The following is a 25,155-nucleotide window of genomic DNA, read 5'->3' on the forward strand; positions in this document are numbered from 1 at the left end:
TCAGCCGACGACGGCCTCGAGATTCGACTGCACCGATTCGAGGAGCGCCTCGATGTCGGCGTCGCCGAGGGTCTCGAGTTGCGCGTTGAAGTCGGTGATCACGTCGATGCTGCCGTCCGCGGTCGGCATGCCCTGCGCGTAGTCGGCGCCCGCGAGGAACGGGGCGAGCTCGGGGTTCGCTTCGGTCCAGTCTGCAGCGGCGGACTCGGTCGACGGCATCGGACCGAACGCCTCGGAGAAGGCGAGCTGCGACGCGGTACTCGTCAGGTATTCGATGAGATCGAGGGCGCCCTCCTGGTTGGGGCTGTCGGCGGCGATCCCCCAGCAGTTGGTGAACTGGAGCGTTCCCTGACCGGCGGGGCCGGCGGGAAGCTCCGCGACCGTGTACTCGGTGTCGGGATAGTCGGCCGAGAGACCTCCCGTGATCCAGTTGCCCTCGATCGTCATGGCCGCGAGCTCCTTGCCGAAGGCCTCGCCGCCCCATCCGGCGCCGAGCGCGGGAGCGAACGCGAGCGAGCCGTCGGTGATGAGCTGCTGGACGTACTCGAGAGCCTCGAGGTTCTCGGGGCTCGAGGCGATGGCCTCCGTACCGTCCTCGTTCACGAGTCCGCCGCCGGCCTGGGCCAGGAAGACGCCGACCCGCTGGTATTCGGCTCCGATGCCGAGACCGACGCGACCGTCGGTCGAGAGGCGGCCGGCCACGTCGGCGAGCTCGTCCCACGTGGCGGGGACGTCGGCGTCCGTGAGGCCCGCTTCCTCCCACAGTCGCGTGTTGATGATGAGGGAGAGCGTCGAGAAGTCCTTCGGTGCGCAGTAGAAGTCGTCCTCGTAGGTGAAGTTCTGAACGAGCGACGGGTAGAAGTCGTCGGCGTTCGAGAGCTCGTCGCCGTAGGCGAGGAGCGAGCCGTTGCCCGCGTACCCCGCCAGGTAGTCCGTCGACAGGTAGAAGACGTCCGCGGGCTCGCCCGCTGCGAACCCCTGCGAGAGCTGCTGGGGGAGATCGTTGGCGACCGACACCTCGGCGTCGATTCCGGAATCCTCCGACCACGCCGCGACGGCGTCCTCGACGGCCGTGGTCTCGGCGTCGCCGCTCGAGCCGATGAGGATGGAGAGCGAGTCGTCGGACGAGGTGAGCCCGCCGCTCCCGCCCTCGTCGGACGATCCACCGCTGAAGCCCGTGCCGCAACCGGCGAGGGTGAGTGCTCCCACGGCGGCGAGGGCCCCGGCCGCCCAGGTCCGGCGGTGCTGTCGTGACTGCATGTCCTATCTCCTTCGATAGTGCCCCGCGGAGGCGAGGGTGTTCGGTGCGCGTGACCAGCGCGTGCTGTGAGGTGCTGAGAGTCGCCTATTTGATCGATCAAATCAAGGCGTCGCTTCACCGTAGATCGCGCTGGTCTGACATGTCAAGATCGACTGCAGGAGTACGCTCGGACGGTTGATCGGGACATGGCCGATGACGCGACCAGGAGCTCAACCCGCACCGATCGAGGATGCCGGACGAGGCGGAACGACGGGGAGGAACGGGATGGCGAGACAACCGACCGTCAGCGACGTCGCGCTCGCCGCCGGCGTGTCCCGTCAGACGGTGTCGAATGTCCTCAACGCGCCGGACATCGTCCGCACGGCGACGCGGGAGCGCGTCGAACGCGCGATCTCGGATCTCGGTTACCGCCCGCATGCCTCGGCACGTCGCCTGCGCACGCGCCGTAGCTCGACGATCGGCATCCGCCTCTACCCGTTCGCCGGCGGTATCTCGGGAGCAGTGCTCGACCGGTACGTGCATGCCCTCACCGAGAACGCGGCCGAACGCGGGATGCGCATCCTCCTCTACACCGCGCGCACTCCCGACGAGGAGATCGAGCAGTTCCGGCGCCTCACCGACGGTGCGGACGTCGATGCCTTCGTTCTCACATCCACCTTCCACGGCGACGCCCGGACCGGGTGGCTCCTCGAGCACGACGTGCCGTTCGCGACCTTCGGCCGACCGTGGGGCGACGACGATCTGGGAGACCCGCAGCACTTGTGGGTCGACGTCGACGGGGCGGCCGGCACCGCCGCCGCCACTAAGCACGCGATCGCCGCCGGTCGCCGCGCGATCGGCTTCCTGGGGTGGCCGAGCCCCTCTGGAACCGGCGACGATCGCGCCCGCGGATGGGCTCGGGCCCTCCGCTCGCACGGCCGCTCGCCCGACGGGCTGCGCTGGGCCGTCGAGGACGATCTGACGGCTGCCCGGGCCGCAATGGCGGGCGTCCTGACCGGCGGGGGGCCTGGCCCCGTGCCCGACGCAGTCGTATGCGCGAGCGATTCGCTCGCCGTGGGGGCGCACCTCGCGGCGATGGACGCCGGTGTGCACGACCTGCTCGTGATCGGTTTCGACAACACCCCGGTGTCGGAGGCGCTCGGGCTGTCGAGCGTCGAGCAGCGCCCGGAGGACGTGGCGGTCGGGACGCTCGACCTCCTCATGGGGGCTCACGGCACGGCCGTCGACCCCTCCGTTCCGCGCACGGGAACCGGTCACGTCCTCGTCGAGCCGCGGCTCATCGTCCGCGAGTGACGACGGGGATATGCTGAGCGTGCACCGCACGGGTCCGCTCCGGCGGAGGTGTGCGGGACGCGATTTCCACGCATGAGGAGGCTGAGGCCATGACTGTTCGACCCTCGTCCCGACCCGTCCTCGTCGGCATCGTCCCGGGGCAACCGGATGCCGTGCTCCGCACGGCCGCCGAGTATGCTGCGGCCTTCGGCGCGGAGCTCATCGTCGCGTGGGTGGATGCGACGCGCTACACCGCCGGCCTGTGGGCAGACGGATCCGTGGCCTTCGTGCCCTACGACGCCAACGGCGACAGTGAGATCGATTCCGAGTGGATCGACGCGCAAGTGCGACCCGTGCTCGCGACCTCGGGGGTGCCGTGGCGTGTCGTGACGGGCGAGGGAGAGCCCTCGGCGGGACTGTGTTCGATCGCCGACCGTGAGCAGGTCGGATCGATCGTCGTCGGCACGCGCGAGCCGGGCTTCCGAGCCGGGCTGCAGGAGTTCTTCACGGGATCCATTGCGGCGCATCTCGCCCACCGACAGCGACAGCCCGTCATCGTCGTCCCCCTCTCGCCGGTCCGAGCGGGGGACGACCTGCCGTGGGCGGAGGGGTGACGGAGCCTTCCGGCGATCACTCTCCTCCGGCGCCGACGCGCGGCATCACCTGGCCGCATCGGCGCTCCGCCGGCGTCGTGTTCGTCGGCGGCACGCTCGGCACGGCGGCGAGGGCCGCGTTGCTCGCGGCAGTACCGTACGACGCGACCTGGCCGCTCGGCGTCTTCGTCGCCAACGCCCTCGGCTCCTTCCTCCTGGGCCTTCTCGTGATGGTCGTGGCGCGGTCGACTCGTTCGCGTCGTATCGAGAATCTCCGATTGCTCCTCGGTACGGGAGTGCTCGGCGGCTTCACCACCTACAGCGCCCTCGCCGCCGACACCGTCGCTCTCGCGAGTGAGGGCTCCCTGATCGAGGCCGTCGTCTATCCGTTGGCCTCGGTGATCATCGGTGCCGCCGCAGCCGTGCTCGGCATGGTCATGGGAAACACGGTCGCGAGCGGAGGGCGTCGATGACCGCGGTGACGTTCGTACTCGTGGCACTCGCCGGCGGGGCCGGTTCCGCGGTCCGACTCGCGGTCGACACGGCGGTCGCCGCACGGTGGTCGCGCGGGATCCCGCTCGGCACCGTCGTCGTCAACGTCTCGGGATCCTTCCTGATCGGCCTCGTCGCCGGGCTCGCGGCGGCATCCCTGGTGTCCGGTGAGCTCGTGGCGGTACTCGCCACGGGTCTTCTCGGCGGCTACACGACCTTCTCGGCCGCGAGTGTGGAGATCGCTCGGCTCGTGCTGGCGGGCCGGGGGTGGAGCGCCGCGGCATACGGCGTCGGGCTGCTCGCCTCGGCCGCTCTCGCCGCGTCACTCGGGCTCGGTCTGGTGGCCCTCGTCGTGGGGGTCCGGTAGCGCCTCCGTCCCGCTCGACGCCCGCCGACCGGCATGGTGGTGGGTCGTCACCGGGGTGTCCGCGCGGACCATCTGATGGACCATTTATGGTCCGAACCGCTGGTCAGGGGCACCGGCTTCGTCAGGGTGTTCCTGTCCGGGCGTCGCTCGCTCGGCCGGAAGACGGGGGCGGACGTGGCGGAATCACAGGAGACCGTGTCATTCGAAGACTCATCGGGGGATGGGCGAGGTTCTGACAGCTCGGTGTACGGTGCGCCGATCGAGCCGTCGTGGACGATCCGGCGGCCCGATCTCGTCGCGGATCTCGACGCGGGTCACGCCGTCACGATCGTGCGCGGGGGTTCCGGGTTCGGCAAGACGATGCTCGTCGCGCAGTGGGCGGCTCGCGCCGGGAGCACCGGTGTGTGGATCGACGTCGACGGCGATGCCGCCGACCGGGTGTCCTTCTGGGCACGGCTGTTCGCGATGGTGGAGGACGCCGGCGACGCCCCGCTCGCGGGGCGCTGGATCCCGACTCCCGAGCAGCTGACGACTCGAGGCGACCTCCGTCGACTCCTCGTCCGCTTCGCGTCGCACCTCGAAGGCCCCTTCGCGATCGTGGTGGACAACGCTCACGACCTCGGCGACACGGCGGTCGAGGACGATTTCCGGGCCATGCTCCGGGTCACCGACCGATTGCGCGTCGTGATCGTGACGAGGGGCACCAGTTCCTTCGAGAGGCGCGAGCAGGGCGGCGAGCTCGACATCGCCGAGATCGAGCCGCGCCGCCTCCTCTTCACAGCCCGCGAATGCGCCCTCGTGATCGTGCGATCGGTTCTGACGGTCGACGCGCAACTGGCCCAGGAGGTGCACGCCATCGCGGGTGGGATGCCGCTCGCCACGCGACTCGTCGCCGAACTGCTCGACGGCACGAACCGGTTGAGCACCTCGCGGGAGACGGATCTCGTCATCAGCCGGGTGGCGGAAGCGCTCGTGACGTCGGCCGGAGTGCCGGGCAGCCCGGACGAGGCGGACTTCTGGTCCTTCCTGCAGCGCGCGTCGCTCCTCGACGGAGTCACGACCGTCGAAGCCGCGCGACTCGGCGGCGTCGCACCCGAGGCGGCTCGCGACTGGCTCGACCGGGCCCGCTCGCTCGGCTTCGGGTTCTGGGAGTCGGACGGCGCCGAGCCGCGATTCCACTTCGTGCCCATCACCGCTCGTGTGCTGGAGCGCAGCGCCATCCCGTCGGGACGCGCCCGCACGGCGAATGCGGAAGCGGCCGCTGCGGAGGTCCTCTGGAGCAGGGGTGACGCGCGCGCCGCCTGGGCCCGTGCCATCCGGACGGAGCAATTGCCCCTCGCGGAGCGGATCCTGCGCGAGTCCTTCTCGGTCGTCGCCGACGACATGCCGGCGGCGTTCGAGCCGCTCCTCGCCGTTGCGACGTCGAAGCTCCGCCGGTTCCCCTTCCTCACGACGCTCCTCGGGATCGCCCACGCGCGAGTCGGGAACGGTCGCGCCGTCGGTTCCGCCTACCTGTCGAGCGCCGAGCAGTTCGCCCGCTCGAGGATGACCGAGGTCTCGGGGGACGAGCGGCTCGCGATGCTCGCGGTCCGGCTCATCGCCTTGCGATACGACGGGCGCTGGGCTCCGGCCCTCTCGGTGGCGACGGACGTGAGCGCGGCGGCGGAGCGGGTCGACGTCGACCGCCGCAGCCACACGCCCGACGTGCTCGCGTCGACCCTTCTGCAGGCGGCCTTGACGTTCCTCGACGCCGGGCAGCACGGCTCCGCGCTCCGAACGGCGGATCGGGCGCTCGCCGTGCCCGGCATCCGGCCCGAGTCGGTGTCGGCGATCCACGGCGTCCTCGCGGCGACCCACGCCGCCGCTGGAGCTCTCCCCCTCGCGGAGGGGCACCTCGAGGCGCGGCGGCGGACCGGAGTCGTCACGCGATCGTCCTGGGCCGAGCTCGCTGGGGTCGTCATCCTACTGGAGTCGCCCGATCTCGAGGCGACCGTGCGAGCGGCCGACGCTCTCGTCGCGTCGTCCGGCCCGGAGATGCGACTGCACTCCATCCCGCTGCGGGCGCTTGTCGACGCCGCGATGGGGCGGTCGCTCACGAGCATCGCGACGGTGGCCGACACGATCCTCGATCGCGATCGGATCGCGGTCCCGCCGGCGGTCCGGTCCTCCCTCAACCGATCGATCGTCGTGCTCTATCTCGCCGTCGGCGCTCTCGCGCACGCGAAGTCAGCGATCCGGTCGTTCGAGAAGTCGGATCCCGCTTCGGCCATCGCCCGCTCCCAGATCGCCCTCATCGAGGACAAGGCCCTCGAGGCGGTCGCCGCGGCGAGCGACGCGCTCTCCTCTCCCTCGTTGCGACCGCGCGATCGCGCGGAGCTGCTGCTCGCCCGCGCCGCGGCGTCCCTGCGGCTCGGGGGCGAACGTGCGGCGATCCACGACCTCTCCGAGGCGCTCAGGATCCTCGACGGGAACCGCTTGCGCACTCCGTGGTTGTTCCTCGTCGCTCCTGATCGAACAGCGCTCTCGGTACTCGCCGCGGATGCGGAGCTCGCGCCGCGGGTTCTTCTCGAGGAACTCGACGCTGTCCCGGCCCTGTTCACTCGGCTCGAGTCCATCGTGGAGCTAACCGCTCGGGAGCGTGAGGTGCTCACGCTGCTCGTGTCGGGACTCAGCGTGTCGGCGATCGCGCGCCAGCTCGTCGTGTCGCCGAACACGGTGAAGAAGCAGCGCGCGAGCATCTACCGCAAGCTCGGCGCGACGACGCGTGAGGAAGCGGCGATCGCGGCGATCGCTCGGGGACTCCTCGACCGGTGAGACGACCCGACGAATGTCCTCGGTGAGGACCACAGAGGGGACCAATTCAAGCCCGTCGACCGTGGCTCCGGCCGGAATCGGGGCATCGTGGATCGACTCGCCGACGTCGCATCGAGACGCCGTGCGAGGCCAGATGTCCGAGGCGTGGTGGACGGACCGGGGGGTTGCGTCCACCGCCGTCTCGGATCCGAGGAGCAACTCCTCGTAAGCGACTTCTCCGGTTGCCGATCGGGTCGGCAACCGGAGAAGCTCGCGCCGTCACCGGGCCGAGAGGTGACGCTCAATCGTCGCCCGCGGGGAGGGGCGCGTTCACCGAGCGGCCATCTCACGTCTACCCGACGCGCTTAGCGTCGGCCCATGGACACTGGGCGACCGACGCGATCCGCGGATGATCCGCGCGCGATGTCGCGCCGGAACGTCGTCGCCGTCATCCCCGCCCGTGGCGGATCGAAGGGCATCCCGCGCAAGAACCTGCGCGCCGTCGGAGGCGTCCCCCTCGTCGCACGAGCGGTCGCGGCCGCTCGCGGAGCCCGGAGCATCGACACGGTCGTCGTCTCCACCGACGACCCCGCTATCGCGGCAGCAGCAGCGGCGGCCGGTGCGGTGATCGTCGACCGCCCCATCGGTCTGGCCGGAGACGACGCGTCGTCCGAGTCCGCACTGCTCCACGCGCTCGACGTGCTCGCCGAGGACGGCGACGAACCGGTGGTCCTCGTCTTCATCCAGGCCACCTCCCCGCTCATCGACCCTCTCGACCTCGACGAAGCGGTCGAGCGCGTCGTCGGACGGCAAGCGGACGTCGTCTTCTCCGCGATCGCCACGCACGCGTTCCTCTGGCGAGACGGGGATGCGTCCGTCGGCGTCGTCGGCGTGAACCACGACCGCTCGTCGCGCCCTCGTCGTCAGGACCGCGCTCCCGAATACCGGGAGACCGGAGCCTTCTACGTCATGGACGCCGCAGGGTTCCGATCGGCCGGTCACCGGTTCTTCGGTCGCGTCGGCGTGCACCTCGTTCCGGAGCGCCACGGACTCGACATCGACACCCCCGCCGACCTGGAACTCGCTCGCGCTATTGCGGCCATCGACGAGGAGACGTCAGGGCGACGGACAGCGGAGCCCATCCCGGTCGACGCCGTCGTGACCGACTTCGACGGGGTGCACACCGACGACTCGGCCTTCGTGGACGGCGACGGACGTGAGATCGTGCGCGTGAACCGGGCGGACGGCCACGGCGTGCGTCTGCTGCGCGATGCCGGGATCCCCGTCCTCATCCTCTCCGCCGAGCGCAACGCTGTCGTGGTGGCCAGGGGGGCCAAGCTCGGCGTCGAGGTGATCCACGGTGTCGACGGAGACGACGCCCGCGGTGACAAGGGCGACGTGCTCGGCGCCTGGGCGGACGGGCTCGGCATCGCCCTCGACCACGTCGCCTACGTCGGCAACGACCTCGGGGACCTCCCCGCCCTCCGCCTCGTCGGTTGGCCGATCGCGGTCGCCGACGCGCACCCCGCCGTGCTCGCCGTTGCTCGCGTCGTCCTCGCCTCACGCGGCGGCGACGGCGCCGTGCGCGAGCTCGCCGATCGTGTCATCGCCGCCCCTCGGCGGCCCGCGAACCGCCCGCGACCCGCGGGACATCCCACAGAAGAACGGAGATCATCGTGACGATCACCATCGGACGCTCGGAGATCGGCGACGGCCACCCCGTCTACGTGATCGGCGAGATCGGTCTCAACCACAACGGCTCGGTCGAGCTCGCGAAGAACCTCATCGAGGTCGCTGCCGAGGCCGGCGCCCAAGCCGTCAAGTTCCAGAAGCGCACGCCGGACATCTCGACGCCGGAGCACATGAAGAGCACCCCGCGCGACACGCCATGGGGCACGATGACGTACCTCGACTACCGGCGGCGGGTCGAGTTCGACCGTGACCAGTACATCGAGATCGGCGACTACGCGACCCTGTGCGGCCTCGACTGGTTCGCGTCGCCGTGGGACGAGCCCGCCGTCGCGTTCCTCGAGGACCTCGCCGTGCCGGCGCACAAGGTCGCGTCGGCGTCCGTGACGGACCTGGGGATGCTGCGCGCGCTCGCCGCGACGGGCAAGCCCGTGATCCTCTCGACCGGCATGTCGACGATGGAGCAGATCGACGCTGCCGTCGCCGTATTCGACCCGGAGAACCTCGTCCTCCTGCACGCGACCTCGACCTACCCGCTGCCCGCCGGGGAGGCGAACCTTCGGACCATCCGGACGCTCGGCCACCGCTACCCGACGCTGCCGATCGGCTACTCGGGGCACGAGCCGGGACTCGAGATCTCCTTCGCCGCCGTCGCGCTCGGCGCCTGCGTCGTGGAGCGCCACATCACGCTCGACCGTGCGATGTGGGGGTCGGACCACTCCGCCTCACTCGAGCCCGGCGACTTCGCCCAGCTCGTCGAGGGTATCCGCACCGTCGAGGAGGCTCTCGGCGACGGCGTCAAGCGCGTCTTCCCGGGCGAGCAGGCACCCATGGCGAAGCTCCGTCGAGTCCTCGTGTGAGGAGCGCCGACCACCCCGGGCCGACGAGCGCGGGAGGTGCATCGGCGCGCCGACGCACCCTGCTCGTGATCGGCGACACGGATTCGTACGTGAAGTGGGGAGCGGCGCTCGCGTCGAGGCTCCCGGTGGAATGGGACGCCGAGCTCGTCGTCGTCCGCAACCCGATGCGACCGAGCGATCGGCAGCTCGCGTCGGCCCTCGCGGGAAGCCGGTTCGAGCCGGACGATGCGCGGGACGTAACTCTCGACGAGATCGGCCCGCTCGTCCGGTCGACCAGACCGGACGCCGTCCTGCTCTCGGTGCGCGGGCCGATGGTCAGGGTGATCGTTCGCCGCGTCGTCTCGCGCGCATGGCGCCCGGTCGTCGTTTCGGGTCTCCCGGGCATCACGATCCCCGCCGCGATCAAGGCCGTCGTCTACCGGGAGCAGGCCGACCTCGTCGTCCTGCACAGTCGGCGTGAGGTCCGCGAATTCGAGACGAACGCGCGATCGCTCGGGGTGCGCACGCGCTTCGGGCTCGCGACGTTCCCGTTCATCCCCGACGCGGTTCCCCGGGGAGAGGAGGACGGTGTCCGCCGCGATGCCATCGTGTTCGCGACGCAGGCCAAGGTGCCGTCGTCACGTGCGAACCGGCTGCTCCTCCTGTCGTGGCTCGTGAGACTCGCTCGGTCCCGACCGGACTCCCGTGTCGTGATCAAGGTGCGGGCGCGCGCGGGCGAAGCTCAGACTCACCCGGAGCAGTGGGACTACGCCTCGCTGCTCGAGGCGCCGGAGCTCCGGGAGCTCGCCGATGGTCCCGTTCCTGCGAACGTCGTGGTCGCCGACGGGGCGATGTCGGAGCACCTCGAGAGAGCCGAGGCCTTCGTGACGGTCAGCTCGACGGCGGCGCTCGAGGCCGTCGCCGCGGAGGTGCCCGTCCTGCTGCCGTCCGACTTCGGTGTGAACGCCCGTCTCATCAACCTCGTCTTCGAGGACAGCGGCCTCCTCGCCGATTCCGACGCTCTCGTCGCTGGTCGGTTCGCCGGCCCGGACCCCGCGTGGCGGGCCGACAACTACCTGCACGGTCGCTCGCACGACGACTGGATCGACGTGCTCGAGTCCCTCGTCCGGCGGGAGGACCTCGCGCGGACAGACATCCTCCCACAGCGCTTCAACCGGATCGGGTGGGGCCTGCGGCGGGCGTGGGAGCGGAAGCGGATGCTCGGTGACGACGACCACACGATCTCCGGAACCGTCGCGGCAGCCATCGCTATCCCCGCACGCCGGGTGGTCCGGCGGATGAGGCGCGTCGTCCGGCGCATACGCCGGGCCCGCGTCGCACGCGCCTGAACGGGATCGTCCGTCCGGACATGCGGGGGAGAGGTACCGTGCGGCTCAGCTGTCGGCGAGCTTGAGGACGAGCTTCCCGCGCGTGTGACCGTCCTCGAGGACGGTATGCGCCTCCGCAGCCTTGTCGAGGTCGAAGACGCCATCGACGAACACCTTCACATCACCGGATTCGAGCAGCCGCGTGATCGTCGAGAGGGTGTCGCCGTCGGGTGCGACCTTGTAGGTCGTCGCCCGCACGCCGGCCGCCTCCGCCTCCGCCGACATGGTGGGCCAGCTGCCCGTTGGGGCGTTGACGATGAGCCCGCCGCGGCGCAGAACGCGGAGCGACCGGGAGCCCGTGTCGTCGTGGACGTTGCCCACGAGATCGATCACCACGTCCACTTCGCCGACGACCTCGTCGAAGCGCGTCGTGGTGTAGTCGATCGCGACGGACGCGCCGAGTTCACGCAACCACTCCAGGTTGCGGGTCGACCCCGTGGCGGTGACGTGGGCACCGAAGTACCTGGCGAACTGGACGGCGAAATGGCCGACCCCTCCGCTCCCCGCGTGGATGAGGACGCGCTGACCGTCGTGCGCTTTCGCGAGTTCGACGACCATCCCCCACGCCATGAGGGCGGCGACCGGGACGGCGGCGGCCTCGACGTGCGAGAGCGTCGGCGGCTTCCGGGCGATGCTGAGGCTCGGGACGGCGATGTACTGCCCGTACGACCCGGAGTAGCGCGGCACGGGGACCATCCCGTAGACCTCGGTCCCCGGCTGGAGCGGATGCGCTTCGTACGGCGATCGCACGACGACACCGCTGAAGTCGTTGCCGAGCACGGCGGGGTAGCCGGGCAGCTCGGCGGCGACGCCACCGCCGGCTCGCGTCTTGGCGTCGATCGGATTCACCCCGGCGGCGACGACCCGGACGATGAACTCCGAACCACTGCGGTGGGGGACCGGTACGGTCGCGGTCCGGAGAACTGCGGGCGAGCCCGTCGCATCGATCACGGCCGCGGTCATGGACTCGGGGATCTCATCGAGCGGCCCTCCCGTCGGTCTGGCCTGCCACGCATCCCTCACACCAAGCCGCATCGCCTGCACTCTCCCCGAACTCCACCCGATCACGACGGCGATCGGCGACCTCCGACGAGGTCGACATCAGTCAACTCAGGCAATGATTCGGGGGTGTTACGGCGGCGTCAACTCGCGGAGAACTCTCGCATTTCGGGCGTGTTTCGCGGCCACCAGAAGGCGTCGCCCGTCAGGAAGACGAGGGCGGGGACGAGCACCGTGCGCACCACGAGGGTGTCGAGGAGGACACCGATGCACACGATGACTCCCACTTGGGTGAGCGCCACGACGGGGAGGACGCCGAGCACGGCGAAGACCGCCGCGAGCAGGATGCCGGCACTCGTGATCACGCCTCCGGTCGACGCGAGGGCGCGCACCATGCCTTCGCGGGTTCCGAACCGCGCACGCTCCTCGCGAGCCCGCGTCGTGAGGAAGATGTTGTAGTCGACGCCCAGGGCGACGAGGAACAGGAACGCGTACAGGGTGACGTTGGCGTCGAACGCGGGGAAACCGAGGACGTTGAGGAATATCCAGTTGCCCGCGCCGAGGCTCGCGAAGAACGTGGCGAGCACGCTCGCGATGAGGAGCACGGGAGCGACGACGGAGCGCAGCAGGAGCGCGAGGATCACGAAGACGATCGCGAGGATGATCGGGACGATGAGTGCGAGGTCCGCGGCCGCTGCGTCGTTCGTGTCGAGCGCGGTGGCGTCTGAACCGCCCACGAGCGCGTCAGCGGTGACGCCGTCGGCTGTGGAGAGGTCGGCCCGCAGGGCACGGATCGTCGCGAAGGCCGCTTCGCTCTCGGGCTCCGCATCGAGCGTCACCGAGATCGCCGTCCGTCCGTCGTGGCTCTCACCCGGACGGACCGATTCGACCCCGTCGACGTCCTCGACGGCGGTGACGGTGTCCTCGACGCTCTCGTCGTCCGTCAGCACGGTCGTCTCGCTCGTGAGTCCGGCCGAGAAGGACTCGTCGATGATCTCCTGGGCGACGACTGAATCGGGTTCACCGAGGAACTGGTCCGTCTGCGAGAGGCCGACCGTGTACCCGCGGAGTCCCAGGAGAAGCACGCCGATCGCGGCGACGGCCGTGATGGCGACGATCGCCGGGCGCTTCTGCACGCCGCGCCCGAGGTGCGTCCAGAAGCCGGGTGGAGCGCCGACGTGGTCGCCGTCTCGGATACGCGGAACGAACGGCCAGAAGAGTCCCCGGCCGCACACGACGAGGGCCGCCGGCAGGACGACGAGGGCGAAGGCGATGGCGATGACGACGCCGATGGCGCACGCGAAACCGAGCGCCCGGTTGCCCGCGAGGGAGGCGAGAAGCAGTGTCAGGAGGCTCAGTGCGACTGTGCCGCCGCTCGCCGCGATCGCCGGCCCCGCGCTGCGGACCGCCGTCGTCATGGCGCGGTGGCGATCCTCCTCGACGAGGAGCTCTTCGCGGTAGCGGGCGACGAGGAGGAGCGCGTAGTTCGTCCCGGCCCCGAAGACGAGGACCGAGAGGATCCCGCCGATCGATGCGTCGATCGTGATGCCCACGGCGTCGGCGAGGGCCGTCACGACGATGCGGGCGAGGCCGTCCGCGGTGCCGACGACCGCGAGCGGGACGATCCAGAGCACGGGGCTGCGGTAGGTCGCGATGAGGAGGACCGCGACGACGATGACGGTGACGAGCAGGAGTCGGAAGTCGGCTCCCGCGAAGGCGTTCGAGATGTCGTCCTGGAACCCGACGGGGCCGGTCAGTCGCACCTCGAGGCCGTCGGAGAGGCCGTCGCTCGCGACGTCGCGGAGCTCGGTTGCGGTTCCGGACAGGTCCCCCTCGACGTCCGCCGCGTCGAGGGGGACCGCGACGATGGCGGCGAGTCCGTCCTCGCTCGGCTGCGGAACGACCGCCTGGGGGGTCGTGGAGAGATCCGCGAGGCCGGTCGCTCGATCCCCGACGGCCGCCAGGTCGTCCGTCGTCAACTCGCCGCCATCCTCTTTCGACCATACGAGGATGCCCACAGTTCCGTCGGCGGAGGGGAAGTCGTCGAGCAGATCGGAGACGCGAGCAGACTCGGTCGTCGAGGGGAGGCCCGCGTCCGGGAAGGAGTCGGAGTCTCCCGCCGGTACGAGAGCGAAGAGCAGTCCGACGATCACGACGGACAGCGCGAGAGTGACCCACGCTGTGACGCGTCCGGTCAGGAAACCCGCGATCGCCGACATCGATTACCTCATTACATCTAATAACCAAAAGCTTTAGCTATCGCAGGTATTAGCATGTCTGACATGGTGGATGGACGCAAGCCGGGCGACGGCACGAGCGGCGTCGCGCATGCCACGCCCATCCGGGACCGCTACGCCGAGCATCTCCCGGACGGGTTCCCTCCGCCCTCGCCGATCCCGCTCCTCGTCCGCCGTGTGTTCCAGCTCGAGCAGCGCTTCGAGCGTCGTCTCGCCGCCGCCCTCGACGTCAACACCACGGATCTCTCGGCGATGGAGCACCTCATGGAGCGCGGGCCGATGACGCCGAGCGAGCTCGCGACGCGGCTCGAGATGTCGACGGCCGCGACCACCCACGTGATCGATCGGCTCGTGGCCGTCGGGCACGTCGAGCGGCACCCGCACCCCGTAGACCGGCGGAAGATCACGGTCACGCCGGCACCGGCATCGGTTCGGCGCGCGTTCGAGGAGTTGTCACCGATGATCGCGGGGGTGGGGGACGTCGCCGCGACCTACACGGCCGAGGAACAAGCGATCATCGCCGGATTCCTCACCGGGATCGCCGACCTGTACCGAGAACTGGTCGAGGAGGAGTCCTCCACGTCCTGACCGCACGGCGGAGGCGGACGATGGTCGGTCACCGCGGGGGCGGTCAGACCGCGCGCTGCTCCGGCGGCGTCGTGCGGCGGTGGAGTTCGTCGATGAGTGCCGAGGCGAGGTGGACGAGCGCGTGGATCTCCCGCTCGTCGCGGTCGACCCAGGCGCAGCGCGGCTCGTCGTCGACGGGGACGAAGCCGTCGTGCTGCTCCCAGACGACGAGCGTGCGTTCGGCGCCGAGGACGTACTGCTGCCACCACACCTGCCGGAGGTAGTGGCGGGGGATCGATCGCCAGGCCTTCGCCGTCGTCTTGATCTCGCACAACAGCAGCCGGCCGTCGGTCGACTCCGCGAGTCCGTCGGGCGTCGCGAGGTGACGGCGCTCCTGCTCGGCGTGGTAGAGCGCGGTCGAGGGGCGGATCCCGTGGGTCGCGGCTACCCAGCGGGCGATCTCCGGCTCCCGCATGCGGCCGTGATCGGTGTAGGCGTTCCCGCCGAAATTGGTGCCGTAGAGCTTCGCCGTCGCGGCGACGTCGATGGACCGCGGCGTCGAGAGCTTGGCGACGTCGGTCGCCGTGATGCCCCGCGACCGCGCCCGCAACCATGCGACGCGATCCGTCGAGTCGGCGACGAGTCGTTCGCGGTAGGTCCATGGCACTCGTCTATTCTGCCTCCGCTCCACCGACGTTCCGACCGACACGCCAGCCCGGCCGCGCGCCGCCCGCCCGCAGCCCCGGCGACGCCGTCGAGGAGGAGCGGGGCGGGCGGGACGGGGATCACCGCGAGAGGTACCACTCCCGGTCGGGGTTGGCGACGGCCGGGATCGACCGGTCGACGGCGGGACGCGCCGCCGGGTTCGCCCACCGCACCCCGTTCGCCAGGACGCGGCGGATCTGCGGGTGGAAGTACACGGGGTACTCCTGGTCGCCCGGGCTGAAGTAGAAGATCCGGCCATGGCCACGCGTGAACGTCACTCCCGATCGGAAGACCTCGCCGCCCGTGAACGAGCTGATGAAGACGAGGTCGTCCGGCGTCGGGATGTCGAAGAGCTCCCCGTACATCTCCTGGTGCTCGATGACGATGGGGTGCTCGACGCCCTCGGCGATCGGGTGCGTCGGCGCGACCGTCCAGACGAGCTCCCGCTCGCCCTCGTTGCGCCAGTTCAGCGAGCACGTCGTCCCGAGCAGTCGCGTGAAGATCTTCGAGAAGTGCCCGGAGTGCAGGACGAGCAGGCCCATGCCGGAGAGGACGTGACGCTGCACGCGCGCGACGACCTCGTCGTCGACCTGGTCGTGCGCGATGTGGCCCCACCACAGCAGGACGTCGGTCTGGGCGAGGGTGTCCTCGCTCAAGCCGTGCTCGGGGTCGGCGAGAGTCGCGGTGCGCACGGCGACGTCGTCGCCGAGCACCTCCGTGAGACCCTCGGCGATCGCGCCGTGGATGCCGGCGGGGTAGATCGCGGCGATATCGGGCTGGGTGCTCTCGTGGACCCCTTCGTTCCACACGAGGACGCGGATCGTCATCGGGTCTCCTCCTTATCGGTGATCTGCAGGTCGTGGTCGAGGCGCACTTCGACGCCCCTCGCGGCGGACTCGTAGCACGCGTCGATGATGCGCGCGCGACCGAGGGCGAGAGACCCGTCGTGCGTCGCCCACGAGGACTCGTCCGCGACGTGCTCGAGGAACGTGTCGACGACGGCGGCGTGGCCACGCCCGGGGTCGGCCTCGACTCGGACGTCCGTCTCGGTCTCCGCCTGACCGGTGAACAGGGTGAGCTCGCCGACGGGCGCGTAGTCGACGACGCGCAGGTCCGCTCCGCCGTCCGTGCCGTAGAGCGTGATGCCGAACTCGTCGCCGGACGAGCGGAAGGCGGCCCAGCTCGTCTCGAGCACGAGCGATCCACCGCCCTCGAGGCGAAGGAGCACGCTCGCGAGGTCCTCGACCTCGTAGGCGGAGCCCACCTGCTGCTTGTCGGAGACGGCGCCGCCGAGGCCCCGCGGCCCGAGCTCCGAGTGGGTCACGGCGGACACGGCGAGGACGCGGGGCTCGCCGAAGAGGTGGAGTGCATAGTCGAGGACGTGCACGCCGAGGTCGATGAGCGGGCCGCCTCCCGCCATCTCGCGGTTGGTGAACCAGCTGCCGAGGGCGGGAATGCCCGAGCGGCGCAACCATGTGGCGCGCGCGTGGTACGGGCGACCGATCGTACCCTCGTCGATCGCGGCCTTGAGGGCCTCGACGTCGCCGCGACGGCGGTGGTTGAACGCGATCTCGAGGACCCGTCCGGCGGCTCGCGCGGCGGCGACCATGCCGTTCGCCTCCTGAGCCGTGCGGGCGATCGGCTTCTCGCACAACACGTGCAGGCCGGCCTCGAGAGCTCCGATCGTGATCGGCGCGTGCAGGAACGTGGGGACGGCGACGCTCACGGCGTCGAGTCCGCCGGCGGCGACGAGGTCCTTCCAGTCCCCGTAGGCGTTCGGCACGTTGAACTTCTGGGCGAGTTCGGCCCGCGGGCCCTCCTCCATGCCGGCGATCGCGACGAGTTCGACGCCCTCGAGGGCGTCGTACGCCTCCATGTGCTGCTGCCCGGCCCAGCCGAGCCCGACGACGCCGACGCGAAGCGGTGGTGAGTTCGTGGTCATGTGTCCTCCTGATGTGGTTCTGGTCTGTTCCGGTCGGGTACTGGTGATGCGGTCTCGAGGACCGGCGACGTCGTCAATCGGCACGGGCCGCCGCGGGCGTCGGGTCGGGCCCCACGGCGCTCCACGTCGACGATGCCGGCGACAGGGCGTCCTGGATCACGAGGATCGCGGCGCCCGTGACGCCGGCCGTCTCGTCGGATCGGGACTCCACGATCGTGAGGTGCTGCGTGGCCAAGGGGATCGAGCGCCGGTAGACCGTCTCGCGGATCCCGGCGATGAGCTGCTCGCCCGCTCGCGCGATGCTGCCGCCGATGACGATGACGGACGGATTGAGCAGGTTCACGAGCGAAGCGAGGACCGCACCGATCTCGCGACCGGCCTGACGAACGAGGTCGAGGGCCTCGCGGTTGCCCTGCCGCACGAGCGAGACGACATCGGTGCTCGATTCGGCGGGCAGGCCCCGCTCGCGCAGGAGAGCGGCGATCGCCGGTCCGCTCGCGATGCCCTCGAGATCGCGATCATCGTCGGCCGCCCGCGCCGTACCGGGATGCCACGGCACGTGGACGTGGCCGAGATCGCCGGCGGAACCCTGCGCGCCGCGCTGCAGCATGCCGCTCGACACGATGCCGGCGCCGATTCCGGTCGAGACCTTCACGAAGACGAGATCGTCCGCGTCCGGCCACACGGTCGCGTGCTCCCCGAGGGCGAGGATGTTGACGTCGTTGTCCACGAGGACGGGTACATCGAAAGCGGCTCGGAGGCGGGCCGGGATGTCGAAGCGGTCCCAGCCGGGCATGATCGGCGGGTTGATGGGGCGTCCCGTCTCGTGCTCGACGGGTCCCGGGACGCCGACGCCCACGCCGATGAGGTCCGATTCCGGGCGGCCGCTCGCCGCGAGCAGTTCGAGACCCGTCTCCGTCGCCCAATCGAGCACGGGGCCGGGGCCCTCGGCGATGTCGATCGTCGCCGTGGTGTGATCGAGCAGGGTCCCAGCGAGGTCGGTGATCGCGACCGTGCCGTGGGTGGCTCCGAGGTCTATCGCGAGCACGACGCGCGAGGACGGGAGGAACGCGATGCGAGCGGGCGGGCGTCCGCCCGATGACGCCGCTTCTCCGGCAGGACCGACGAGTCCCATCCCGATGAGCGTCTCGACTCGGCTCGAGACGGTCGAGCGGGAGAGCCCGGTGAGCTCGACGATCTCGGCCTTCGTGCGAGGAACCCCGTCGCGCAGGAGCTGCAGGAGTTCACCGACGCCGGAGGCCCGCGTCAACGCGGGGCGAGTGAACTCGACCATGTTTTGAGTAAACCACACGCGACTAACGTGCGACCAGAGTCGACTTTTGATTGACAGGCGTCAAAAGCTCATGGCATGTTGGGGTCAGGGCACCGGTGCGCCCGCATCGACGCGAACATCCGATCACGAGGAGAACGAGTGACCTCCCCCAGCATTTCCGTCCAGCTCTACACGGTGCGCGAGCAAGCGGCCGAGGACCTCGGCACCACCCTCCAGCGCATCGCCGACCTCGGGTACGGGCTCATCGAGCCCTACGGTTTCGTGGGCTTCGGTCCAGCCTTGGGTGAGGCGCTCCGCGCTTCCGGCCTCCGCGCACCGACGACTCACCAGGGGTTCATCGGCCGGGGGGAGGCCGAGCTCGACGAGGTCTTCTCGAAGGCGGCAGCGCTCGGCATCGAGACCGTCATCGATCCCCATGTCCCCGCGGAGAAATGGCAGACGGCGGATGACGTCCGTGCGACGGCCGAGGCTCTGAACGCCGCATCCTCGGTCGCCGCCCGGCACGGCGTCCGCGTCGGCTACCACAACCACGCCCACGAGATCGAAGCGAAGATCGACGGCGAGACGGCCATCGAGTTCTTCGCCGCTCTGCTCGACGACGCCGTCGTCCTCGAGATCGACACCTACTGGGTCGTCGTCGGCGGGGAGGACCCGGTCGCTCTGCTCGGTCGCCTCGGAGATCGCGTCGTCGCGATCCACGTGAAGGACGGCTCGGGAGGAACCGACGTGAAGGAGCAGGTCGCCGTGGGTTCGGGTCGACTGCCGATCGCCGAGATCGTGGCAGCTGCGCCGAACGCCCTCCACGTCGTCGAACTCGACGACTCGCACGGCGACCGGTTCGAGGCGATCGCCGAGAGCCTCGCCTTCCTCACCGCCCTCGCCGAGGGAGACGCCGAATGAGCGCGGGTCCCGTCGGCGTCGGCATCATCGGCGCCGGAGTCATCAGCACGCAGTACCTCGAGAACCTGACGGTCTTCCCCGACGTGGAGGTCCGCTTCATCGCCGACCTCGACCTCGAGCGGGCGACAGCGCAGGCCGCGGCTTTCGGCGTCCCGGGTTCGGGAACGGTCGACGAACTCCTCGCGGACGACGGCATCGAGATCGTCGTGAACCTCACGATCCCGCGTGTCCACGTCGAGGTCGCCATGCAGGTCCTGCGGGCAGGCAAGAACGTCTGGAGCGAGAAGCCCTTCGCGCTCGAGCGCGAGAGCGGCCGCGCGCTGCTCGAAGCCGCCCAAGCCGCCGGGCTGCGGGTCGCGACGGCGCCCGACACCTTCCTCGGGGCCGGGATCCAGTCGTCCCGTCGCCTCGTCGAGTCGGGAGCGATCGGTACGCCGCTCACCGCGCTCACGCTCATGCAGAGCCCCGGCCCCGAGTCGTGGCACCCGAACCCCGACTTCCTGTTCCAGGAGGGCGCCGGGCCGCTCTTCGACATCGGCCCGTACTACATCACGGCCCTCGTGCAGTTCTTCGGTCCCGTGAAGCGGGTGTCGGCCGTCACGTCGAAGGCCAAGGAGACACGGACGATCGGCTCCGGCCCGCGGGCCGGCGAGACGTTCGAGGTGACCGTGCCGACCCACGTCGCCGCGTTGCTCGAGTTCGAGAGCGGTCAGACGGCGCAATCCGTCTACAGCTTCGACTCCAAGCTCAAGCGCACGCAGTTCGAGGTCGCGGGAGTCGACGGCACGCTCACCGTTCCTGACCCCAACACCTTCGACGGCGACCTCGTGGTCCAGGGCGACGAGCCCGAGCCGCACACGGTACCGGCGACGGGCTCGACCTTCTCGCGCGGCACGGGTGTCGTCGAGCTCGCTCGGGCGATTCGCGCCGGTGTTCCGGAGCGGGCATCGGGCGAACTCGCGTTCCACGTCCTCGACGTCATGCAGTCGACCATCGAGGCGGGCTCGAGCGGTCGACCCGTCGACGTCGGGAGCACGGTCGCGATCGTGCCGCCGCTCCCCGAGGACTGGGACCCGTCGGAGAGGACGCTCTGACCGTGGCTTTCGCGACGGGACTCGGGATCGGCATCGTCGGTGGCGGATTCATGGCGGACGTCCACTCGCGCGCCGCCCGATCGGCGGGTGCCCGACTCGTCGGCCTGTCGTCGTCGTCGGCCGCTCGCGCAGCGGACGCGGCGGACCGGCTCGGCATCGAGCGCGGCTACGCGTCGATCGATGCGCTTCTCGATGACCCCCTCGTCGACGTCGTGCACGTGTGCACGCCGAACGCCCTGCACGCCGACCAGGCGGAACGCGTCATAGCAGAGGGCAAGCACGTGGTGTGCGAGAAGCCTCTCGCGACCACGATCGCCGATGCGACGAGCCTGACGGAGGCCGCGGCGTCCGCTGGGGTCGTCGCGAGCGTGCCGTTCGTGTACCGCTTCCACCCGATGGTGCGGGAGGCGCGAGCCCGCGTCGCCGACGGTCGGAGCGGCCGTCTGCTGACGTTCGCCGCGTCGTACCTGCAGGACTGGCTGCTCGAGCAGACCGACGACAACTGGCGCGTCGATTCGGCGACGGGTGGCCGGTCGCGCGCGTTCGCCGACATCGGATCGCACCTCGTCGACCTCGTCGAATTCGTCACGGGGGACAGGGTCACACGGGTCGCTGCGAACACGCGGACCTTCTTCTCGGAGCGTGCGCAGCACAGCGCCGTCACGACCGAGGACGCTGTCGCGGCGACCGTCGAGACCGCGTCGGGCGCGATCGGCACGGTCCTCGTGTCGCAAGTCGCTCCCGGACGGAAGAACCGCCTCCACGTCGAGATCGCTGGAGCGGCGGAGTCGCTCGTCTTCGACCAGGAGCAGCCGGAGACGCTGTGGCTCGGTCGCCGGGTCGGGACGACGGTGGTGCCGCGGGACGCCGACCAGCTCTCGCCCGACGCCGCTCGCCTCGTCACGGTTCCGTCGGGTCACGCGCAGGGCTACCAGGACGCGTTCAACGCGTTCGTCGCCGACTCGTACGCGGCCGTCCGGGGCGAGCAGCGCGACGGGCTCCCGGTCTTCTCCGACGGGCTCCGCGCCGCGGTGGTGACGGAAGCCGTCCTCGACGCCGCCGACGCCGGCACCTGGATCGACGTCCCCCTGCCCTGATCGGGCACTTGCCCCGCTCGGCCCCGCCGGGCCGGCTCGTACTCACCGAGGAGATCACCATGACCGAGTCCGCCCATCCCGTCACTCTGTTCACCGGGCAGTGGGCCGACCTGCCGTTCGAGGAGGTCGCTCGCCTCGCCTCCGAGTGGGGCTACGACGGTCTCGAGATCGCCGCCTCCGGCGACCATCTCGACCTCGAGCGCGCGGACGAGGACGATGCCTACCTGACGAGTCGGCTCGAGATCCTCGACCGATACGGACTCAAGGTCTGGGCGATCTCGAACCACCTCGGCGGCCAGGCCGTCTGCGACGATCCGATCGACTTCCGACACCAGGCGATCCTCCGCCCCTACATCTGGGGCGACGGCGACGCCGAGGGCGTCCGGCAGCGCGCGGCCGAGGACATGAAGCGGTCGGCACGCGTGGCCCGGAAGCTCGGTGTCGACACGGTCGTGGGCTTCACGGGGTCGAAGATCTGGCCGTACGTCGCGATGTTCCCTCCCGTCGGCGCCGATGTCATCGACGCGGGCTACGAGGACTTCGCGAACCGCTGGAACCCGATCCTCGACGTCTTCGACGCCGAGGGAGTGCGCTTCGCCCACGAGGTGCACCCGTCGGAGATCGCCTACGACCACTGGACGAGCGTCCGCACTCTCGAGGCCATCGGCCGCCGTGAGGCGTTCGGCTTCAACTGGGACCCGTCGCACATGATGTGGCAGGGAGTCGACACCGTTGGCTTCATCTGGGACTTCCAGGACCGGATCTACCACGTCGACTGCAAGGACACCCGCCTCCGGCCGAACACGGGTCGGCCCGGGATCCTCGGCTCCCACCTGCCGTGGGGCGACCCGCGGCGCGGCTGGGACTTCGTCTCGACGGGGCACGGCGACGTGCCGTGGGAGGACGCCTTCCGGGCCCTCGACGCGATCGGCTACGACGGCCCGATCTCGATCGAGTGGGAGGACGCCGGGATGGATCGCGTCCACGGCGCGAAGGAGGCCGTCGGCTACATCCGCTCGCTGCTCTGGAAACGCCCCGACGCCTCGTTCGACGCGGCGTTCAGCAACCAGTAGGCGGGTCCACCCGGCGCGTGCCCGCGTGCGCGTGGCGTGCTCGACGCGATGGTGCAGCGCTCGCGACGGCGGGCGATGCCGGGTGAGCGAGCGAGGGGTCAGCCGAGAGGGACGGTGCCGTGCGGCGTCTCGACGTGCAGGGTGACCTCGTGCGCCTCCGGCCACCGGTCCATCTCGCTCGTCGGTTCCTCGCCGTCGTCGGTCACTTCGACAACCTCGAGGGAGGCGAGGCGGCCCTCGCCGATCGCGAGGGTCACGACGTACAGGGTTCCGTCGGGCGCGGCGAAGCGCGCAGTGACGGGGAAGGCCGCGTTGCCGGGCACCGCGAGAGGTGCGTCGTCGGCGACGACGAACTGCACGAAGGAGGGCGACTGGAAGCGTTCGTCCGTGAAGGTTCGCTCGCGCGCGGTCTCGAGCTGGGCGCGAAGCTCCGGCGCACCGAATGCGTCCGTGCGCGCGAGGAGGGCTGACGTCAGGACGCGGACCGGATCCGGGAGCATCCGGTCCTCCCACCCGAGCGCCTCCGGATCCGGCACCGCCCTGAGACTCCACGCACGATCGGCGAGGAAGGTCGCCGCGGCGAAGGCGACGGAGGTCGCCGCGATCACCGCTCTCGGCCGGCGGATGCCCATCCGCACCAGTCCGCGCTGCATGCGGGCGTCGACGGCCTCTCCCGCTTCCGCGAGACCGAGAACGGTCCCGGTGGCGCCGACGGTCGTGCCGACGCGGGCCTCGAGCGAGGCGAACTCCGAGCGCGCGGCCATCCACGTCATCGCTCCCGTGACGGCCGCGAGCGCCGTTCTGTAGGCCGCGCGCCGACCCGGGGTCAGCGCCGCCGGATCGATGAGGGACAGCGCGCCGAGTGCGACGGAGGACACGACACCGAATTCGGTGCTGTGAGGGTCGCCGAGCCGGCGGAGAGAATCGCGGAGGTCCACGCGTCGAGCCTAACCGCGCCGCGCCGGGGACTCGGCGGCGCTCACGACGCCTCGGCCTGCGCGAGTCGCGAGTGCCGACGCCCGTACAGGAGGTAGACCGCCGCGCCGATCACGAGCCACACGAGGAACCGCACCCAGGTGAGGGTCGTCAGGTTGAGCATGAGCCACAGACACAGGGCTGCCGAGATGGTCGGGAGCACGGGGGACCAGGGCATCCGGTAGGCGATATCGCGGTTCGGGTACTTCTTCCGGAGCACGATGACCGAGATGCTCACGAGGACGAAGGCCGAGAGCGTTCCGATGTTGATCATCTCCTCGAGGATCCCCACGTCGGTGAGTCCCGCGAGCAGCGCGACGACGGCGCCGGCCCCGATCTGCAGGCGGACCGGTGTGTGCCGCGTCGCGGAGGTCTTGCTCCACGAACGCGGCAGCAGTCCGTCGCGACTCATCGAGAAGAGGATGCGCGCGAGGCCGAGCAGGAGCACCATGATGACGGTCGTGAGCCCGAGCAGGATACTGACGGAGATGACCTGGGCGGCCCAGTCAGCACCCACCGCGACGAAGGCCGTGGCGAGCGACGGGTCCTCGGCCTCGGCGAGTACCGTGTACGGCACCATGCCCGTGAGGACGATGCTCACCCCGATGTAGAGGACCGTGACGATCCCGAGGCCGAGGAAGATGCCGAGCGGGAGGTTCCGGCGCGGATTCTTGACCTCCTCGGCACTCGTGGCCACGACGTCGAAGCCGATGAAGGCGAAGAACACGATCGACGCGCCGGCGAGAAGCCCGAAGACGCCGTAGGTCGCCGGAGCGGCTCCCGACAGGAACGAGAAGAGCGATTGGGCCCAGACGTCCGAGCCGCCGCCCTCCGTGGGCTGCGCCGGCGGGATGAACGGGGAGAAGTTCTCCGGCCGCACGAAGAACGCGCCGACGACGATCACGAAGAGGACCGTCGCGACCTTGATGACGGTGAAGACGGAGCTGACCCGGGCGGAGAGCTTGGTGCCGAGGGCGAGCAGCGTCGTGAAGATCGCGACGATCACGAACGCGCCCCAGTTGACGTCGAGTCCGAGGACCGGGATCTCCGGAGGGATGTTCCAGCCCCAGATCCGGAAGACCTGGTCGAGGTAGACGCCCCAGTAGCTCGCGATGACCGCAGCGGCCGTGAGCATCTCGAGGATGAGGTCCCAGCCGATGATCCATGCGAGCCCCTCGCCGAGGGTCGCGTACGTGAACGTGTAGGCGGACCCCGCGACGGGGACGGAGGACGCGAATTCGGCGTACGCCATGATCGCGAGCGCGCATGTCACGGCGGCGAGGACGAACCCGATCGAGATGGAGGGACCGGCATAGTTCGCTGCGGCGTTCGCCCCCACCGAGAAGATGCCGGCTCCCACGGCCACGGCCACGCCCATGATGGCGAGGTCCCACCACGTCAACGAGCGCGTGAGGGTGCGTCCCTCGGATCGGGAGTCGGCGATCGACGCCTCGATGCTCTTCGTGCGGGCGAGGCTGGAGAGGAAACCCATGGTGGTGCTCCTTCGGCGAAGGTGGGGTGGAGAAGGTGGCGGGCGGACGCTCCATTCTCGCGGCTCGTCACGCGTCAGGACACTCC

General features: G+C 70.3%; 22 protein-coding genes and 1 pseudogene. 14 read left to right on the forward strand and 9 right to left on the reverse strand.

The window, feature by feature from the left end:
- Positions 1–1,260: an extracellular solute-binding protein gene (locus ELQ90_RS04415; RefSeq protein ID WP_128494012.1), complete on the reverse strand. Its 1,260-nt coding sequence runs from the start codon at positions 1,258–1,260 to the stop codon at positions 1–3.
- A 265-nt stretch (positions 1,261–1,525) separates the two neighbouring features.
- Between ELQ90_RS04415 and ELQ90_RS04420 the strand changes: the two genes are divergently transcribed.
- The 9 genes and pseudogenes from ELQ90_RS04420 (at position 1,526) to ELQ90_RS04455 (ending at position 10,655) form a co-directional block, all read left to right on the forward strand.
- A complete protein-coding gene (locus ELQ90_RS04420) occupies positions 1,526–2,554 on the forward strand; it encodes a LacI family DNA-binding transcriptional regulator (protein WP_128494013.1) in 1,029 nt (342 codons plus the stop codon).
- 89 nt (positions 2,555–2,643) lie between these two features.
- The gene (locus ELQ90_RS04425) at positions 2,644–3,147 is read left to right on the forward strand and encodes a universal stress protein (RefSeq protein WP_128494014.1); all 504 of its coding nucleotides are present in this window, start codon (positions 2,644–2,646) and stop codon (positions 3,145–3,147) included.
- A complete protein-coding gene (locus ELQ90_RS04430) occupies positions 3,144–3,599 on the forward strand; it encodes a fluoride efflux transporter FluC (protein ID WP_166408828.1) in 456 nt (151 codons plus the stop codon). Before ELQ90_RS04425 ends, ELQ90_RS04430 begins: the two co-directional genes overlap by 4 nt.
- Positions 3,596–3,985: a fluoride efflux transporter FluC gene (locus ELQ90_RS04435; RefSeq protein WP_128494016.1), complete on the forward strand. Its 390-nt coding sequence runs from the start codon at positions 3,596–3,598 to the stop codon at positions 3,983–3,985. Before ELQ90_RS04430 ends, ELQ90_RS04435 begins: the two co-directional genes overlap by 4 nt.
- Positions 3,986–4,180: 195 nt before the next feature.
- Positions 4,181–6,799, forward strand: coding sequence for a LuxR family transcriptional regulator (locus tag ELQ90_RS04440; protein ID WP_208020561.1), 2,619 nt, complete (start codon positions 4,181–4,183; stop codon positions 6,797–6,799).
- Between the two features lie 402 nt (positions 6,800–7,201).
- Positions 7,202–7,603, forward strand: a pseudogene (locus tag ELQ90_RS17175) (acylneuraminate cytidylyltransferase family protein); the annotation flags it as partial.
- Positions 7,604–8,176: 573 nt separating this feature from the next.
- Positions 8,177–8,458, forward strand: a complete 282-nt coding sequence (locus ELQ90_RS17180; RefSeq protein ID WP_424980796.1) for an HAD hydrolase family protein — start codon at positions 8,177–8,179, stop codon at positions 8,456–8,458.
- Complete coding sequence (locus tag ELQ90_RS04450; RefSeq protein ID WP_128494018.1) at positions 8,455–9,327, forward strand: N-acetylneuraminate synthase family protein; 873 nt, start codon at positions 8,455–8,457, stop codon at positions 9,325–9,327. Before ELQ90_RS17180 ends, ELQ90_RS04450 begins: the two co-directional genes overlap by 4 nt.
- Positions 9,324–10,655: a DUF6716 putative glycosyltransferase gene (locus ELQ90_RS04455; protein ID WP_128494019.1), complete on the forward strand. Its 1,332-nt coding sequence runs from the start codon at positions 9,324–9,326 to the stop codon at positions 10,653–10,655. Before ELQ90_RS04450 ends, ELQ90_RS04455 begins: the two co-directional genes overlap by 4 nt.
- Before the next feature lie 45 nt (positions 10,656–10,700).
- On the opposite strand, the gene ELQ90_RS04460 is transcribed toward ELQ90_RS04455, so the two are convergent.
- Both ELQ90_RS04460 and ELQ90_RS04465 read right to left on the reverse strand, forming a co-directional pair.
- The gene (locus tag ELQ90_RS04460) at positions 10,701–11,729 is read right to left on the reverse strand and encodes an NADP-dependent oxidoreductase (protein WP_424980794.1); all 1,029 of its coding nucleotides are present in this window, start codon (positions 11,727–11,729) and stop codon (positions 10,701–10,703) included.
- A gap of 107 nt (positions 11,730–11,836) precedes the next feature.
- On the reverse strand, positions 11,837–13,912 hold the full coding sequence (locus ELQ90_RS04465; protein WP_128494021.1) for an MMPL family transporter: 2,076 nt from the start codon (positions 13,910–13,912) through the stop codon (positions 11,837–11,839).
- A 63-nt stretch (positions 13,913–13,975) separates the two neighbouring features.
- Between ELQ90_RS04465 and ELQ90_RS04470 the strand changes: the two genes are divergently transcribed.
- Positions 13,976–14,518, forward strand: a complete 543-nt coding sequence (locus ELQ90_RS04470) for a MarR family winged helix-turn-helix transcriptional regulator (protein WP_128494022.1) — start codon at positions 13,976–13,978, stop codon at positions 14,516–14,518.
- 43 nt (positions 14,519–14,561) lie between these two features.
- Here the strand turns inward: ELQ90_RS04470 and ELQ90_RS04475 are convergent, their stop codons facing one another.
- From ELQ90_RS04475 to ELQ90_RS04490, 4 genes are all read right to left on the reverse strand, one after another.
- Positions 14,562–15,164, reverse strand: coding sequence for a YqaJ viral recombinase family protein (locus tag ELQ90_RS04475; RefSeq protein ID WP_128494023.1), 603 nt, complete (start codon positions 15,162–15,164; stop codon positions 14,562–14,564).
- A 118-nt stretch (positions 15,165–15,282) separates the two neighbouring features.
- On the reverse strand, positions 15,283–16,029 hold the full coding sequence (locus ELQ90_RS04480) for a ThuA domain-containing protein (protein WP_128494024.1): 747 nt from the start codon (positions 16,027–16,029) through the stop codon (positions 15,283–15,285).
- Positions 16,026–17,144 carry a Gfo/Idh/MocA family protein gene (locus tag ELQ90_RS04485; RefSeq protein ID WP_128494025.1) on the reverse strand — a complete coding sequence of 373 codons (1,119 nt, stop codon included), beginning with the start codon at positions 17,142–17,144 and terminating at the stop codon, positions 16,026–16,028. The genes ELQ90_RS04480 and ELQ90_RS04485 overlap by 4 nt, the downstream gene beginning before the upstream one ends.
- A 73-nt stretch (positions 17,145–17,217) precedes the next feature.
- Entirely contained in the window at positions 17,218–18,438 is a 1,221-nt protein-coding gene (locus tag ELQ90_RS04490; RefSeq protein WP_128494026.1) for an ROK family transcriptional regulator, read from the reverse strand.
- Positions 18,439–18,576: 138 nt separating this feature from the next.
- On the opposite strand from ELQ90_RS04490, the gene ELQ90_RS04495 reads away from it, so the two are divergent.
- From ELQ90_RS04495 to ELQ90_RS04510, 4 genes are read left to right on the forward strand one after another with little or no spacing between them, the layout of a single operon-like run.
- The gene (locus ELQ90_RS04495; RefSeq protein ID WP_243695995.1) at positions 18,577–19,338 is read left to right on the forward strand and encodes a sugar phosphate isomerase/epimerase family protein; all 762 of its coding nucleotides are present in this window, start codon (positions 18,577–18,579) and stop codon (positions 19,336–19,338) included.
- Positions 19,335–20,432: a Gfo/Idh/MocA family protein gene (locus tag ELQ90_RS04500; RefSeq protein WP_128494028.1), complete on the forward strand. Its 1,098-nt coding sequence runs from the start codon at positions 19,335–19,337 to the stop codon at positions 20,430–20,432. Before ELQ90_RS04495 ends, ELQ90_RS04500 begins: the two co-directional genes overlap by 4 nt.
- Positions 20,433–20,434: 2 nt before the next feature.
- Positions 20,435–21,529, forward strand: a complete 1,095-nt coding sequence (locus ELQ90_RS04505; RefSeq protein ID WP_279432120.1) for a Gfo/Idh/MocA family protein — start codon at positions 20,435–20,437, stop codon at positions 21,527–21,529.
- 59 nt (positions 21,530–21,588) lie between these two features.
- Positions 21,589–22,602, forward strand: a complete 1,014-nt coding sequence (locus ELQ90_RS04510) for a sugar phosphate isomerase/epimerase family protein (protein WP_128494029.1) — start codon at positions 21,589–21,591, stop codon at positions 22,600–22,602.
- A gap of 98 nt (positions 22,603–22,700) precedes the next feature.
- Here ELQ90_RS04510 and ELQ90_RS04515 read toward each other — a convergent pair whose 3' ends face one another.
- Together ELQ90_RS04515 and ELQ90_RS04520 are read right to left on the reverse strand one after the other, a co-directional pair.
- Complete coding sequence (locus ELQ90_RS04515; RefSeq protein WP_128494030.1) at positions 22,701–23,540, reverse strand: hypothetical protein; 840 nt, start codon at positions 23,538–23,540, stop codon at positions 22,701–22,703.
- 41 nt (positions 23,541–23,581) lie between these two features.
- Positions 23,582–25,069, reverse strand: a complete 1,488-nt coding sequence (locus ELQ90_RS04520) for an APC family permease (RefSeq protein WP_128494031.1) — start codon at positions 25,067–25,069, stop codon at positions 23,582–23,584.
- Positions 25,070–25,155: the final 86 nt, after the last annotated feature.

Origin of the sequence: Labedella phragmitis (assembly GCF_004078635.1) — a bacterium.
Classification (GTDB): domain Bacteria; phylum Actinomycetota; class Actinomycetes; order Actinomycetales; family Microbacteriaceae; genus Labedella; species Labedella phragmitis.

What these genes read in the sequence shown, in the direction of transcription:
- ELQ90_RS04485 (WP_128494025.1), bottom strand. Translation starts at nt 17,144, where the DNA reads ATGACCACGAACTCACCACCGCTTCGCGTCGGCGTCGTCGGGCTCGGC.
- ELQ90_RS04465 (WP_128494021.1), bottom strand. Translation starts at nt 13,912, where the DNA reads ATGTCGGCGATCGCGGGTTTCCTGACCGGACGCGTCACAGCGTGGGTC.
- ELQ90_RS04425 (WP_128494014.1), top strand. Translation starts at nt 2,644, where the DNA reads ATGACTGTTCGACCCTCGTCCCGACCCGTCCTCGTCGGCATCGTCCCG.
- ELQ90_RS04415 (WP_128494012.1), bottom strand. Translation starts at nt 1,260, where the DNA reads ATGCAGTCACGACAGCACCGCCGGACCTGGGCGGCCGGGGCCCTCGCC.
- ELQ90_RS04490 (WP_128494026.1), bottom strand. Translation starts at nt 18,438, where the DNA reads ATGGTCGAGTTCACTCGCCCCGCGTTGACGCGGGCCTCCGGCGTCGGT.
- ELQ90_RS04470 (WP_128494022.1), top strand. Translation starts at nt 13,976, where the DNA reads ATGGTGGATGGACGCAAGCCGGGCGACGGCACGAGCGGCGTCGCGCAT.
- ELQ90_RS04460 (WP_424980794.1), bottom strand. Translation starts at nt 11,729, where the DNA reads ATGCGGCTTGGTGTGAGGGATGCGTGGCAGGCCAGACCGACGGGAGGG.
- ELQ90_RS04500 (WP_128494028.1), top strand. Translation starts at nt 19,335, where the DNA reads ATGAGCGCGGGTCCCGTCGGCGTCGGCATCATCGGCGCCGGAGTCATC.
- ELQ90_RS04435 (WP_128494016.1), top strand. Translation starts at nt 3,596, where the DNA reads ATGACCGCGGTGACGTTCGTACTCGTGGCACTCGCCGGCGGGGCCGGT.
- ELQ90_RS04510 (WP_128494029.1), top strand. Translation starts at nt 21,589, where the DNA reads ATGACCGAGTCCGCCCATCCCGTCACTCTGTTCACCGGGCAGTGGGCC.
- ELQ90_RS04520 (WP_128494031.1), bottom strand. Translation starts at nt 25,069, where the DNA reads ATGGGTTTCCTCTCCAGCCTCGCCCGCACGAAGAGCATCGAGGCGTCG.
- ELQ90_RS04420 (WP_128494013.1), top strand. Translation starts at nt 1,526, where the DNA reads ATGGCGAGACAACCGACCGTCAGCGACGTCGCGCTCGCCGCCGGCGTG.
- ELQ90_RS04480 (WP_128494024.1), bottom strand. Translation starts at nt 16,029, where the DNA reads ATGACGATCCGCGTCCTCGTGTGGAACGAAGGGGTCCACGAGAGCACC.